Annotated in this window: 14 protein-coding genes; 8 read left to right on the top strand and 6 right to left on the bottom strand. The window is 61.1% G+C overall.

What is annotated here, in order from left to right:
- Positions 1-378: 378 nt before the first annotated feature.
- The 4 genes from NEI07_RS13450 (at position 379) to NEI07_RS13435 (ending at position 4,221) form a co-directional block, all read left to right on the top strand.
- Complete coding sequence (locus NEI07_RS13450) at positions 379-999, top strand: hypothetical protein (RefSeq protein ID WP_256035198.1); 621 nt, start codon at positions 379-381, stop codon at positions 997-999.
- Between the two features lie 61 nt (positions 1,000-1,060).
- On the top strand, positions 1,061-1,483 hold the full coding sequence (locus NEI07_RS13445) for a copper resistance CopC family protein (protein ID WP_256035197.1): 423 nt from the start codon (positions 1,061-1,063) through the stop codon (positions 1,481-1,483).
- 115 nt (positions 1,484-1,598) lie between these two features.
- Positions 1,599-3,524, top strand: a complete 1,926-nt coding sequence (locus NEI07_RS13440; protein ID WP_256035196.1) for a CopD family protein — start codon at positions 1,599-1,601, stop codon at positions 3,522-3,524.
- A 118-nt stretch (positions 3,525-3,642) separates the two neighbouring features.
- The gene (locus NEI07_RS13435) at positions 3,643-4,221 is read left to right on the top strand and encodes a copper chaperone PCu(A)C (protein WP_256035195.1); all 579 of its coding nucleotides are present in this window, start codon (positions 3,643-3,645) and stop codon (positions 4,219-4,221) included.
- 139 nt (positions 4,222-4,360) lie between these two features.
- On the opposite strand, the gene NEI07_RS13430 is transcribed toward NEI07_RS13435, so the two are convergent.
- Positions 4,361-4,594: a hypothetical protein gene (locus NEI07_RS13430; RefSeq protein WP_256035194.1), complete on the bottom strand. Its 234-nt coding sequence runs from the start codon at positions 4,592-4,594 to the stop codon at positions 4,361-4,363.
- A gap of 470 nt (positions 4,595-5,064) precedes the next feature.
- Here NEI07_RS13430 and NEI07_RS13425 point away from each other — a divergent pair, with 470 nt between their 5' ends.
- The 3 genes from NEI07_RS13425 (at position 5,065) to NEI07_RS13415 (ending at position 7,509) form a co-directional block, all read left to right on the top strand.
- Positions 5,065-6,267: a pyridoxal phosphate-dependent aminotransferase gene (locus tag NEI07_RS13425; RefSeq protein ID WP_256035193.1), complete on the top strand. Its 1,203-nt coding sequence runs from the start codon at positions 5,065-5,067 to the stop codon at positions 6,265-6,267.
- Between the two features lie 184 nt (positions 6,268-6,451).
- Positions 6,452-7,000: an SRPBCC family protein gene (locus tag NEI07_RS13420; protein WP_256035192.1), complete on the top strand. Its 549-nt coding sequence runs from the start codon at positions 6,452-6,454 to the stop codon at positions 6,998-7,000.
- Between the two features lie 41 nt (positions 7,001-7,041).
- Positions 7,042-7,509: a hypothetical protein gene (locus tag NEI07_RS13415; RefSeq protein ID WP_256035191.1), complete on the top strand. Its 468-nt coding sequence runs from the start codon at positions 7,042-7,044 to the stop codon at positions 7,507-7,509.
- 25 nt (positions 7,510-7,534) lie between these two features.
- On the opposite strand, the gene NEI07_RS13410 is transcribed toward NEI07_RS13415, so the two are convergent.
- Both NEI07_RS13410 and NEI07_RS13405 read right to left on the bottom strand, forming a co-directional pair.
- The gene (locus NEI07_RS13410) at positions 7,535-8,128 is read right to left on the bottom strand and encodes a superoxide dismutase (RefSeq protein ID WP_029651728.1); all 594 of its coding nucleotides are present in this window, start codon (positions 8,126-8,128) and stop codon (positions 7,535-7,537) included.
- Between the two features lie 187 nt (positions 8,129-8,315).
- A complete protein-coding gene (locus NEI07_RS13405) occupies positions 8,316-8,927 on the bottom strand; it encodes a hypothetical protein (protein ID WP_256035190.1) in 612 nt (203 codons plus the stop codon).
- Between the two features lie 393 nt (positions 8,928-9,320).
- Here NEI07_RS13405 and NEI07_RS13400 point away from each other — a divergent pair, with 393 nt between their 5' ends.
- Positions 9,321-9,782, top strand: coding sequence for a hypothetical protein (locus NEI07_RS13400; RefSeq protein WP_256035189.1), 462 nt, complete (start codon positions 9,321-9,323; stop codon positions 9,780-9,782).
- Between the two features lie 7 nt (positions 9,783-9,789).
- Here the strand turns inward: NEI07_RS13400 and NEI07_RS13395 are convergent, their stop codons facing one another.
- The 3 genes from NEI07_RS13395 to NEI07_RS13385 are packed head-to-tail and all read right to left on the bottom strand — an operon-like array spanning position 9,790 to position 12,663.
- Positions 9,790-10,731: a CBS domain-containing protein gene (locus NEI07_RS13395; protein WP_256035188.1), complete on the bottom strand. Its 942-nt coding sequence runs from the start codon at positions 10,729-10,731 to the stop codon at positions 9,790-9,792.
- Between the two features lie 33 nt (positions 10,732-10,764).
- Positions 10,765-11,580, bottom strand: a complete 816-nt coding sequence (locus NEI07_RS13390) for an exodeoxyribonuclease III (protein ID WP_256035187.1) — start codon at positions 11,578-11,580, stop codon at positions 10,765-10,767.
- A gap of 6 nt (positions 11,581-11,586) precedes the next feature.
- Positions 11,587-12,663: a YcjF family protein gene (locus NEI07_RS13385; RefSeq protein ID WP_256035186.1), complete on the bottom strand. Its 1,077-nt coding sequence runs from the start codon at positions 12,661-12,663 to the stop codon at positions 11,587-11,589.
- Positions 12,664-12,693 lie beyond the last annotated feature (30 nt).

Genomic DNA, 12,693 nt, shown 5'->3' with positions numbered 1-12,693 from the left:
AAACCAAGCGCGGCTTCCCATAAGGACACGTCTTCTACGTGAACTATGCGCGTCTTTGCGCAAAGGCGTTCGCTAAGCTTCGAGAGGCTTTCTGCAGGCGCCCGGCGAAATTCGCGTATTGCGTTCGCTAGAGAAGAGGCCGTGTCGCTTTCGAATGCTTCGATGCGCGGTGCGTCCTTTCGACGCAAATGACGCGGTCGTTTTTCCTCGCGTCAATTTCTGGCATTTGTCAAAAGTAGGATGAGCGTCCAGCGGCGCGGGCGATGCAATGGCATGACAATAGTCGAGCCGCGAACCAAAAATCCGCTATAGAAGATCCAGGGCTCAGCAACGTTCGCCAACAAGAGCGGCAGCCCGGGACTCAATATGGATCGAGGGATGGAAATGAAGAATTGGCGTAGCGTTGCAGCTGCAGTTCTTGGCGCGCTTTTTTCGCTGGCGTTGACAGCCCCGCTGCGCGCGTCGGAGGGCGGCGCAGGCCCCGAAGCCATGTCGATGGGCAATATGTGCATGGTCATGTTCGGCTACGACATGATTCACATTACGGCCTATCAACCCGGCAAATCGCGCAGCGAATATTGCGCCGAGATCCCGACCGCCGGACCAACCATTCTGGTGTTCGACATCGAAAATCCGACGTTTCGCGACATGCCGCTGGAACTGCGAATCATTCGCGATCCGCTGACGCCGATCACGAAGGGCACCGATCTTGAAGCGCTGACCGAAGTTCATCGTCCCGCGACCAAATACACCAAGGGCACCTTTAATCTGGAGCACGACTTCAAGAACAACGGCCACTATATCGGACTCGTCACGCTGACCCGCCCGGACGGGGCGCAGGAGACGTCCGAATTCAAATTCACCGTTGGCGAAACCTTGTGGGCCTGGGTGCCGCAGATCGCCGGGACCGTGCTCATCGCCGGCATCGTTTTCGTGTATTGGAAGCACACGCATCCCTCCGGCAAGAAGAAGGATGCCGTGGACGCCGCTGCATCTTGAATGCCGCGACACCCGTAAACATCTCAAACAAAAAGGGCTCAGGCCTCTGGGGAGCGACGCTATGACCAACGCTGACAGAACTTCGCCGGCGCGCGTGCGCCGTCAGGCCGGGTTTGGCTTCTCCGCCGCCGCCGGGGCTTGCGCCAGCGTCATCGTAGCCGCGTTTGGGACGAGCTCGGCGCTGGCGCATTCTTTCCTTGTCGACGCTGCGCCATCCTCCAAGGAACATGTCGCGGCGCCGCCAAAGACCATCAAGTTGCGGTTCGGCGGCGGAGTCGAGCCGCCGTACTCGAAGATCACCATAGAAACGCCCGACGGCAAGGTGCTCGCCCAAGGGAATAGCGCCGTTCCCGACAAGCCGCGCGAATTGTCGGCCAATGCGCCGGACCTCGCGCCCGGCAAATACATCGTGCGCTACCGCGTGCTCTCCACGGACGGCCACATCGTCGAGGGAAACTACGAGTTCACCGTGGACGCCAAGTAAGGGCGATCGGGCGCGTGGACCAGCTCGCGGTTACGCTTGCGAGACATGCCGTTCGTTTCTCGAATCTCGCGCGAGCTGATGAGATGAGCGCCAGAGGATATCGGGCGAAACAAAAATGTATCTCTCTCTTGCTGCGATCCGCTTCCTACTGAGCTTGCCCGCGGCCCTCGCTGTCGGGCTCCTGCTCCTGCCGCGTCTCATTGGCGAGGACAGCGGGCGCTTCAAGCCTGCGGTCGCGGCGCTGGCGCTGGCGCGCGCACTTTTCGGCTTTGCGCTGCTGTATGTCACCGCGCGTGCGATCTTTCCCGCCGATCGTCCGATCGAATTCGACACGCTGTGGGAGTTTACCGTCAACACGAGCGTCGGAAACGCCTGGATCGGGACGCAACTGATCGCGTTCCTCTTCGCGGCGCTCGCGGCGGCGCGTCTCTTCGTCGCCTCGGATTTGCTCGATCAGGTGACGCTGTGGGTCGGCGTGGTCCTTATCGCCGTTGTTTCAGTGACCGGCCACGCCATCGACGACGGCCTGCCGCGATGGACACAGGTGAGTTTCCTTCTCCACACGGCCGCCGGCCTCACTTGGCTTGGCGGCTTGCTCGGCCTCGTCTGGTGGATGTTCACGGCGCGCGGCAAACCGCCGGAAGTGGCGGCGCGGCTCGCCGAACGCTGGTCGTTCATCGCAAAGGTCGCTATGGCGATCGTCGCCGTCTCGGGATTTGCGATCGCCTGGGAGAACGTCGGAAGCATCCCCAATCTGCTGGCGACGCCCTATGGTCGGATGCTCACGCTGAAGCTCGTCTTTCTGTGCGCCGTCTTGCTCGCTGCGCTGGCGCTCGCGCGCTACATCACGCGCCGGCCCGAAGGCGAATTCAACGTCCGCTGGTACAGCAAGGTCGGCGCGGGCGAGTCGGTCTTTGCGCTCGCCTTGCTGTCGATCGCCGGCTACATCGCGGTCATCACGCCAGCCTCGCATGAAACCAGTCTCTATTGGCCATTGCCATTTCGCCTGTCCTACATCGCGACGTGGGGACAGAATCCAGCGATGTTCAGTTCGATCTGGTGGTGGGGCATCGCCGCTGTCGTGCTCGCAATCATGGCGGCGCTGATCTGGTGGACGCCATCGACTCGCCAGTATCGTCTCTACGCAACGCCAGCCATTTCCGCCGCGGCGGCGATTTCGCTCGCCGTGTCATTCGCGACAGAAGCCTACACAGACACGTACGACGATCCAACGCAGGATTACACCGCGGAATCAGTGGCGCGCGGGCTGTCGCATTTTCAGGAATACTGCATCGGTTGCCACGGCGCGCAGGGCGAAGGCAATGGTCCCCTCGCCAAAGACCTCAAGAACCAGCAAGGACTCCCCGTGCAACCCGCCGATTTGACTGCGCCGCATGTCGGCACCCATACGATTGGCGACATTTTCCACTGGCTGACTCATGGCGGACAAAGCGGCGTCATGCCGGCCTTTGGCGAGCAGCTCGACGTCGACGACCGCTGGGACGTGATCAACTTCCTGCTGATGATGTCCTATTCAAACCGCGCGCGCTTCATGAGCCCTCAGCCCATGATTCAATGGCTGATCGCGCCGGATTTCGCGCTGATCGATCCGGAGGAGAATGCAACGTCTCTCTTCAAGCTGCGCGGCGTTCCAACCCTGGTCTCCTTTGCGCGCTGCGGGTCGTCAAACGGCGATCCCACGGCGCGCGCGGCAAGCGTGAAGATCGCGCATGACGCCGCCAAGGCCGCTGGCGTAAACCAGGTGACGATCTATGACGCGGCCTGCCCGCAGGAGGCGAAAGGTCGAGAGGTTGTTCATCCCAAGGCGGTTGAGACCGCCTATTCGGTGATCAATCGCTACCCCAATGAAACGCCCTCCGAGGAGATCGAAGAGGCGCATTTCCTCGTCGATCGTTCCGGCTACATTCGGGCGCGTTTCCGCACATTCGCGCCCGACGACGGGAATACTCAGAAACTATCTGGGCTCGCCGCCGAACTCGCCCGTGAACCCTTGATCGAGATCAGCCTGCATTCGCATTAGCGCGCCATATTGTCGCAAGCGTGAACGAGGCGCGAGCCTATCGGAGGGACGCATCCTTCGTCATGATGCCAGTCAGGCCGGCGAAGAGAAAAGGTCCGGCGCAAATGGGAGAAGCGAGATGCTGAAGCGGCGTGAATTTTTGCTGACCGGCGGGACTCTGCTCACCGGGACGGCGCTCGGGCTCTTCGCCGGGCGCGGTTCCGCGTCGGCGCATGAGTACGACGTTGGCAATCTGAAAGTGGAGCACCCTTGGCTTCGCGCCCCCGTCGACGGCGACAACAAGGCGCAGTTCTACGCAATGCTGCACAATAATGGCGCGACGCCCGACAAGCTGATCGCGGTCAAGTCGGAAAAATTCGGGAAGGCCGAGATCCACGGCGACGCTAAGAAGCTCGAACTCATTACGCCGATCGTCCTGCCGCCCAAGTCGAAAGTCACGCTCGCGCCTGGCGGCGTCTATGTGACGCTGTTGGACATCAAGAAGCATCTTGAGGTGGGCTGGGGCCTGGAGATGACGCTCGTCTTCGAAAAGGCCGGCGAAGTGGTTGTTGACGCGGCGATCGACGCGCCGGACGCGACCCATGCGCATGACGCCGAAGCTATGGAACGCTGGCAAAAGGCGCATGGCCAGGACTCCGCCGGTCCTAAGGAAGGCGGCGCCCCGCATCACGAGCACCATCACATGGATAAGAAGTGATCGCGGACTAAGTGGGTCTTGTCAGTGTCACGCAATCAAAAACCGGCCGCTGAAAAGCAGCCGGTTTGCAACCCGCCAAAAAGATTGCGCGCGTCAACAGACGCGCGCCTGACTTACCGCTTGTGAAATTTGCGGAAGATTAGCGGTCGATCGTCACCAGTCTCCCGGCGAAAACGCCGCCGTCGGTCGCAACAGGCGTGGCCTTCTGCACGGGCGAACCGATCGGGAGGGCGAAGCCGAGAACGAATGCGGCCATCGCCATGGCGGCGACCAGCAAAAGCGAAACGCGAAACTGGCGACGCGCGGAATCCCTATCGAAGCTGCGCGTGAAGGCGGGCTCCATCTGATCTTCAAATTTGTCAACGAGCGACATTTTCCCTAATCCTCTCGCATTCGCCCTTGTGTAACGCTTGACCTCTCCCCAAGGCCCGCGCGCGATTAACTCGCGTCGCCGCGTTCTCAAGACAGAAACGAGGATGGGCTGAAAAAGTTGCATCATTCTTCGGAAATTTTATAAATTTTTAAGAAGTGCGTGAAACGGGGTTAACACTTGGCAATATTGATTTGATCAAGTTGAGCCAAAGCTCAGTCGGCGATTCGGGCCATTTGATAACGAGACGGTTGTTTTTCCTTAGAAAACGTCGATACGCAGCATGGCGAGCAGTCACGCCGGCGCGTGGCGCGGCAGAGCGGCGATCGCGCGTGTCCCCGCGCGAGGTCGATGAAAGTCTTCATCAACAATAGACCCAATGTGGCCCTGCGAGCCTCGTGAATCTCATTGCGACGCTACGCCGTGCAAATTATGGTGCGGCGCACTATCCCCTCCGCAGGAACTCGACTCCAATGACCTTCCTCGCCAATGCCCTGTCGCGCGTGAAGCCCTCGGCAACGATCGCGGTGACGCAGAAAGCCCGCGACTTGCGCGCACAGGGTCGGGAGGTGATCAGCCTCTCCGTCGGCGAACCCGATTTCGACACGCCCGAGCACATCTGCGCCGCCGCCAAAGCGGCAATCGATCGCGGCGAAACGCGTTATCCGCCGGTGCTCGGCATTCCGCCGCTGCGCGAGGCCGTCGCGAAAAAATTCAAGCGCGAAAACGGCTTGGACTACAAGGCGTCGGACACGATCGTCGCCACCGGCGGCAAGCACATCCTGTTCAACGCTTTTCTTGCGACGCTCAATCCCGGCGACGAAGTGATCGTTCCGGCGCCTTACTGGGTGAGCTACCCGGAGATGGTGGCGATCTGTGGCGGAACGACCGTCTTCGTCGATACGCGGATGGAGGACGGCTTCAAGCTCCAGCCTGAGGCGCTGGAGCGCGCCATCACGCCCAAGACCAAATGGCTCGTGCTCAACTCTCCGTCGAACCCTTCGGGCGCGGCCTACACATTCGACGAAATGAAGAAGGTGACGGACGTTCTGCTGCGCCATCCGCAGGTGCATGTCCTCACCGACGACATCTACGAGCACCTCGTCTACGGCGACTTCAAATTCGTCACGCCGGCTCAGGTCGAGCCGGCGCTCATGGAGCGCACGCTCACCATGAACGGCGTCTCCAAGGCCTACGCCATGACCGGCTGGCGCATCGGCTACGCGGCAGGGCCCAGCGCCTTGATCAAGGCCATGGACCTGCTCCAGGGCCAGCAGACGTCGGGCGCCTGTTCGATCGCGCAATGGGCGGCGGTCGAAGCCCTTGAGGGGCCGCAGGACCATCTCGCGGTCTTCCGCAAGGCCTTTGAGGAGCGGCGCGACCTTGTGGTCTCCATGCTCAACCAGGCCAAATATTTGAAATGCCCGACGCCGGAAGGCGCTTTCTACGTGTTTCCCTCCTGCGCCGAGGCCATCGGGCGTAAGACCCCCGACGGGAAGGTCATCGAAACCGACGAGGATTTCGTGACCGAACTCCTGGGAACGCAGGGCGTCGCCGTGGTGCAAGGCTCGGCGTTCGGCGTCGGTCCCAACTTCCGCGTGTCCTACGCCGCGTCGAACGCGTTGCTCGAAGACGCCTGCCGAAAGATCCAGGCTTTCTGCGGAAGCCTCATCTAACCCCACAATGCGTTGCGCATTGCGCCCGCCGCTCTAAACTGACGCCCAGCGCGTCAGGCGGCGGGCCGTGGGCGAGTGGCTTCGCCAGGAGGGCAAAGTCTCTCGGCCCGGTGACCGCGGAACTAAATTGCAAGTCCGTGGGCCGTTCGGTCGACGGACTCACGCTCGTGCGGAGACCTGCACCATGACGATTTTCGCTCTCCTTCTCCTCGCTCTCGTCAGCGCGCTGATCGCCTACATCTCCTTCCTGCCCGATAAATTCCGCATCGCGCGCTCGATCGTGATCGACGCCCCGCCGGAAGTGGTTTTTCGCCACATCAATGATTTTCACAATTGGGCCGACTGGTCGCCCTGGGCCAAGCTCGACCCCAATATGAAGGAAGAATATGGAGGGACGCCGCAGGGCTATGGGGCGACCTATTCATGGTCCGGCGACAAGCAGGTCGGCGTCGGCCACATGGAGATCGTCGAGAGCCGCCAGGGCGAGCGCGTTGGCATCAAGCTCGCATTCGAAAAGCCGTTCAAAGCCAAGCACGACGTCCAATTCAATCTCAAGCCTTTGGGCGAGAGCAGCACGGAAGTCACCTGGGTGATGTCCGGCCACCACGAATTTGTGGGCAAGGCAATGCATAAGTTTTTGAACATCGACAAGACGGTCGGGGCGCAATTCGATCGCGGCCTCGCTGAGCTTAAGCGAGTCGTCGAGTCGCAGCCGAAAATCGCCGCTGATTGACCGCGCCGAGCGGCCTATAGGCGCCGTGAAGGAAGCCGCTGATGCTTTTGGGCTTGCAGATCGCCGCGATCACGAGCGTCGCGCTATGCGTCATTCCAGCGGGCGCGCATTTCTTCGAGCGCGCCAATAAGATGGCGCTTTCACCGGCCGACTACATGATTGTTCAGCAGATCTACGCCGGCTGGGCCTATTTCGGAATTGCCGTCGTTCTCGCACTACTGACGACGCTGGCGCATACGATCGCCGTTCGCCGCAACCGGATTGCCGCGGTCCTGTCGTTCGCCTCCTTCGTAACGCTTACGGGAACGCAGGCGATCTTCTGGACGTGGACCTATCCCATGAATGTCGCGACGCATAATTGGACCAAGACGCCCGCGGCGTTCGAGGCGGCGCGACGTCAATGGGAAGATTCGCATGCCGTGGCGGCCGTGCTCGCCTTTGCGGCGCTTTTGCTGCTTGTCGCCTCGGCGCTTATTCACAACTCAAAAAATGCGCGGCGCGCGAATTAGGCGCGCCGCGCGGATTGAAGTGACGCTACGCCGCGTCGAACATTTCCTCGACATGCTCCCAATTGACGAGATGGTCGAGAAACGCCTTCAGGTAGTCGGCGCGACGATTGCGATAGTCGATGTAATAGGAGTGTTCCCAGACGTCGGCGACGAGGATCGGCGCTGCGCCGTGGATGAGGGGATTTTCGGCGTTCGGCGTCTTGCGAATGGCGAGCTTTCCATCCTTCGCTTCGAGCCACACCCAGCCGGAGCCGAATTGGCCGAGGCCTTCCTTCTGGAATTCTTCGCGGAATTTATCGACCGAGCCGAAGGACTCGATGATCGCCTTCTCGACCTTGCCGGGGATGGCGCCGCCGCCGTTCGGCTTCATCCACTTCCAATAGTGATGATGGTTGAAATGCTGGGCGACGTTGTTGAAGATCGGCGTGTTGCGATTGTAGGCGGTGACGATCACTTCTTCGATCGGCTTGCCCTCGTATTCGGTGCCTTTCACCAGATTATTGGCATTGGCGACATAGGTCGCATGATGCTTGTCGTGGTGATATTCGAAGGACTCGCGGGAAAGATAAGGCTGCAGAGCGTCGTAGGGATAAGGCAGATCTTCCAGGGTGAAGGACATAATTCTCTCCTGAATACGTTAGACGAGCGTAGCCTGTCAGCCTCAGCTGCACGCGCTTAACTAAACCCGCGCGCCGCATGCGGCAATATCGCGAGATCCCGAACGGCGCAGCTATGTTCGCTTTGTAGCGACAAAAAAGCATGGCTCGTCGGCGACCGAGCCATGCTGCAATCTTCGGGCCGCTTGCTTAGGCGATGGCGTCGCCCGCTTGCGTCTTCTTCTTTGCGCCTGCGCGCAGCATCCACCACATCAGGCCGACAAGCGAGAAGAAGCCGACGGCGTAGAGGATATATTCGATCAGCCCCCAGAAGGTGTACAACCCTACTGAGAAGGGAAAGCGCGAGACCCATTCATTGCCAAGATCGTCGCGCACCGTGACGATTCCGACATAACGACCAGCATCCTTGAAGTCGTGTTCGAAGGTCATGGTGCCGTTGCGATAGACCTTCGGCTCGATATAGGCGACGGTGACCGCATTGAGGTTGGCCTTTTCTTTTTCTTCGCCGACATCCTTAACGATGCGGATGCCGATCGCCATGTCGCGCAGCTCAGGCGAAACCGCTGTGAGCGCAATGACGGTCGGCCCGGTTTTGGCGATGTCCTCGCAAAACTCCGCTTCTTCTCCCGAGCGCTGATAGCCGATGAAGTGCATTGTGTTCGGACCGATCCGCAGCACGCACTCATCTTGCTCGAGCATCACGCCGCCATGTGCGAAAGCGGCTGATGGCGCGACAAAAAAAGCTACGGCCGCCATCACTGCGCCGGCCAGCAGCCCGCGCACGCCAGTTAAACTTGCCATCTACGGTTCTCCCCACGATTGCCGACGTCGACCGGTTCCGGCGACTTCCCCACCGCATGCGCGCGTCGACGCTGTAACGATGACGTTTGTATTGATTGATCGAATTACGATGTGACACCATGCCGCATCTTTTAAATACTATTATCTAATTGAAATTACACGATAAAGCATAACCCATCGCGGGTATGGCAGATAAATTAAACTACTACATATTGATGTTATAACATGTAACATACATATATCTTGATCAAAAATTTAGCGGCGGCGCGGCGCTGCGCGCGCGTGCAAGTACGCGTGGAAGTATTCGCGCGTCTTTCCCGCGGACTTGCCTTCATATGGCGGTCGGCGCGGCTTGTGATAGGTTCCCGCCCGGACAATCACTGAAGGATGGCGATGAGACGATACGGCCTGGGCGTCATTTTTCTCGGGCTCGCGCTTGCGCTCTCCGGCGCCTACGGCATGTGGGCTGGCTGGGATTACATTCAGCTCGAGCGCGGTTGGAGCCTGTTCATCGGCGGCGCGACGGCGGTCTCTGGCGGCGTGGTGACGATGGCGCTTGGCCGCGCGATCGGCGTTTTGGGCCGCATCGCCGACAAAGTTCCGGCGATGCAGGCGAGCGCGACGGCGGATCTGGTCGAAGACGCGCCGGCGCCGGCGCCGCAGCAGAAGCAGCAGCCGCCTGTCGCCGCCACGACGCCGCCGAAGCCGCCGGTTGAGGTCGACCGTTATATGGCCGCCGGATCGGTCTATGTGATGTTTTCAGACGGTTCAGTCGAAGTGCAGACCAACGGACGCGCGCGGCGTTATTCTTCGCTTGCCGCTCTGCGGGCGGAAACAGGCGTCGGCGGGGATTGACGACCGCTCAGTTGCGGGCCGCGTTCCACATCAGGAAGAGCGCCGCGTCGCCCGGCAGACCTTCGGGGAAATCGACGATTTGCGCGGCGATGCGAAAGCCGCGAGGGTGCAGTTCATTACGCCACCGATGGAAGACGTCGGCTGGCTCGCCGCGCAGAGTCGCCGGCCAAATGGGGTCTGGCGCATTGATCGCGCGGCCGCCGTCGGCGCAAAGCTGCGACGGGAACCGAATGAGCACATGTTCGGTGAGCCCGGCCGCCGCGCTGCGTCGCGCCTGTTCCAGCATCTCTCGCCATTGGGGGTCGGTCAGCCGCTGGCTCGCGAGCTCGCGAATGCGTTGCTCGCGCAGCTCGATCGCCGCCCGTCGGCGCTCTGCGCGTTCGAGGTCGAGCTGACGCTCATGCGCCGCGACGAGTTCGCGAAATTCCTGCGCCGTCGCGACCGCGCAGCGATCGCCCGTTTGCTGCGGAAGGGAGATAAGCGGACGACGCTGATGCGCTTCCAGCGCCATCGCCGTAAAGCCTCCCGCCATCGCCTCCATGACTTCTTTGCGCAGCACGAGGCCGATGATCTTGTGCCCTTCAACGACGGGGATGCGCTTGAGGCTATGGCTCTCCATTATTCGCGCGATGTCGGGAACTTTGGCGACGTCGGAAATCGATATCGCCGGCGACGTCATCACTTCGCGCAACGCGCGACCATTCGCGTGAAATACCGGTTTAGGCCTGTTGCGCAGCAGAAATCCCGGAATGGCGCCAAGGTCGGGCAGGGGTTGCGGGCGCGCCTGTTCGAGATTGCTGCGCGTCACGATTCCGATGGGCGCCAGGTCGTCGTCGACGACGGGCACGGCGCCCAGCCCGCATTCAGCGAGAAGTTTCGCGACGTAATCGAGATCCGCGTCCGCCGTTACATAAGGAAAGTCGCTGTTCATAAGATCGCGCGCGATCATGCCGCCGTCTCGCCTCCCGATCCCCGTTTGCGCTCAGTCTGACAGTTCGATCGTCACCGGCACGTGGTCAGACGGGCGGGTCCAGCTGCGCGCGTCGCGGAGCACGTCTAGACGCTTCAGCCCGCCGCCGAGCGCCTCGCTCACCAGAATATGATCGAGCCGGCGTCCCCGGTTCGACGCCTCCCAATCGGCGGCGCGATAGCTCCACCACGTATAAAGCTTTTCTTCCGCGGGGACGAAATGGCGCATGGCGTCGATCCATGCGCCAGCCCCAATTACTCCGGTAAGCTTCTCGACCTCGACTGGGGTGTGGCTCACGACTTTCAATAGCGCCTTATGGCTCCAAACGTCATGTTCGAGCGGCGCGACATTTAGGTCTCCGACCAGCACCACGCGGCCGCGCGCGACCCCTTCGGTAACAATCCAGTCGCGCATTTCATCGAGAAAATCGAGCTTGTGCTGAAACTTCGGATTGATGTCGACGTCGGGCTCGTCGCCGCCGGCCGGCACATAGAAATTATGCAGCGAGATCGGGCCGCTCCGGGCGTCGATTTCCACGCAAATATGACGCGCGTCGCCCTTTTCGCAGAAATCGCGCTTCTCGACGAAACGCAAAGGCCGCTTCGAAATGACGGCCACGCCGTGGTAGCCCTTCTGGCCGTTGATCGCGATATGCTCATAGCCCAGCGAATGGAGATCCTTCATCGGGAATTCGGCGTCCCGACATTTTGTCTCCTGCAGGCAGAGCACGTCCGGCGCCCGGCTCTTGAGAAAGTCGGCGATCAGCGGCAGGCGCAGCCGCACGGAATTGATGTTCCAGGTGGTGATCTTCAGGCTTGCTGCTTTCAATGCGGATCAGCTCTTGGTCTTGTCGCCGAAGAGGAAAGGCGCGACGTCCCTGACGCCCGGCTGCTTCTCGGCGATGAAGGGCGTCGGGCGGCAGACGGCCATGGCGGAAAGGCCGACTCGCGCGGTGAGAAGCCCATTCAATACGCCTTCGCCGAGCTTTGCCGAAATGCGTGCGGCGATGCCGTGGCCGAGCGCCTGCTGAAGTATAGAGTCGCCGACCGCCACGCCGCCAGTGATGGCGAGATGCGCGCCCACCGAGCGGGCCAGCTTGAAGAAACCGAGCAGACCCGGCTTGCCGCCGTAAATCTCCGCGATTTTTCGCATCAGCACGATCGCCTGGCCGACGACGAAAAGCACGTCGAGCAGCGCGCGCGGGCTGATCGCCGTGACGACGGAGACGCGTTTGGCGGCGCCGGCGATTTCACGCCGCGCTTCTTCGTCCAGGGGCGCGACGAGATTACGCTCGGCAAGCGTGATCAGATCGCGTCCGTCGATGATCTGCTTCAAATAGTCGTTGAGAAGCGCGCGCGCCCGGCCGGTGTTCGGACGATCTTCATAGAGCTTGCAAAGTTCGCCGACGCGCTCGCGCGCAGCCTTGCCGTCATCGCTCGCATGCGCCTCGGCCAGCGCGGCATGCAGCTTGACAATACGATTCTGCCGGCCGATGGCGCGAAACTCGCGCGTGATGGAGATGAGCGCGGCGACGGCGGCGAGACCCGCAAGGCTCAGTCCCACCATGCCGAGAAGGGCCGAGCGCTGGAACAGGTCTTCGACAAACCCCCATATCCAGAGCGTGAAGGCCAGGGACAGAAGGCCGCTGAGCGCCGATAAAAAGACGCCGCCCCACGAAAAAACGTAGCGGCGCAGCATGCCGTCGGCCTGCGCCGCTTCGACGGCGGCTTCGTCCCCGGTCATGCCGTCCGCGAGCTGGGCGGCCTCAAGCGCGAAAGCGTCAAATTCCGCTTCGACGACCTCGATAGACGGCCTCCCGGCATCGTCGATTTGCGGCGTCGCCTTGGCTGTGACCGTCTGGTCGCCTTCGAGGCGAAAAGCCCGTGGGCGCGGCCTGCGTTGCTCAGTCATTCGATTCCTGATTTTAGCCTTCTTACCGCC

It is taken from the genome of Methylocystis suflitae (assembly GCF_024448135.1).
Lineage (GTDB): Bacteria > Pseudomonadota > Alphaproteobacteria > Rhizobiales > Beijerinckiaceae > Methylocystis > Methylocystis suflitae.
This window is presented reverse-complemented; position numbering and strand designations above follow the sequence as displayed.

Bases quoted from the DNA above. Each gene is read 5' to 3' on its own strand.
- NEI07_RS13400 (WP_256035189.1), top strand. From the start codon at position 9,321: ATGAGACGATACGGCCTGGGCGTCATTTTTCTCGGGCTCGCGCTTGCG.
- NEI07_RS13440 (WP_256035196.1), top strand. From the start codon at position 1,599: ATGTATCTCTCTCTTGCTGCGATCCGCTTCCTACTGAGCTTGCCCGCG.
- NEI07_RS13430 (WP_256035194.1), bottom strand. From the start codon at position 4,594: ATGTCGCTCGTTGACAAATTTGAAGATCAGATGGAGCCCGCCTTCACG.
- NEI07_RS13420 (WP_256035192.1), top strand. From the start codon at position 6,452: ATGACGATTTTCGCTCTCCTTCTCCTCGCTCTCGTCAGCGCGCTGATC.
- NEI07_RS13410 (WP_029651728.1), bottom strand. From the start codon at position 8,128: ATGTCCTTCACCCTGGAAGATCTGCCTTATCCCTACGACGCTCTGCAG.
- NEI07_RS13415 (WP_256035191.1), top strand. From the start codon at position 7,042: ATGCTTTTGGGCTTGCAGATCGCCGCGATCACGAGCGTCGCGCTATGC.
- NEI07_RS13425 (WP_256035193.1), top strand. From the start codon at position 5,065: ATGACCTTCCTCGCCAATGCCCTGTCGCGCGTGAAGCCCTCGGCAACG.
- NEI07_RS13405 (WP_256035190.1), bottom strand. From the start codon at position 8,927: ATGGCAAGTTTAACTGGCGTGCGCGGGCTGCTGGCCGGCGCAGTGATG.
- NEI07_RS13445 (WP_256035197.1), top strand. From the start codon at position 1,061: ATGACCAACGCTGACAGAACTTCGCCGGCGCGCGTGCGCCGTCAGGCC.
- NEI07_RS13395 (WP_256035188.1), bottom strand. From the start codon at position 10,731: ATGATCGCGCGCGATCTTATGAACAGCGACTTTCCTTATGTAACGGCG.
- NEI07_RS13435 (WP_256035195.1), top strand. From the start codon at position 3,643: ATGCTGAAGCGGCGTGAATTTTTGCTGACCGGCGGGACTCTGCTCACC.
- NEI07_RS13385 (WP_256035186.1), bottom strand. From the start codon at position 12,663: ATGACTGAGCAACGCAGGCCGCGCCCACGGGCTTTTCGCCTCGAAGGC.
- NEI07_RS13450 (WP_256035198.1), top strand. From the start codon at position 379: ATGGAAATGAAGAATTGGCGTAGCGTTGCAGCTGCAGTTCTTGGCGCG.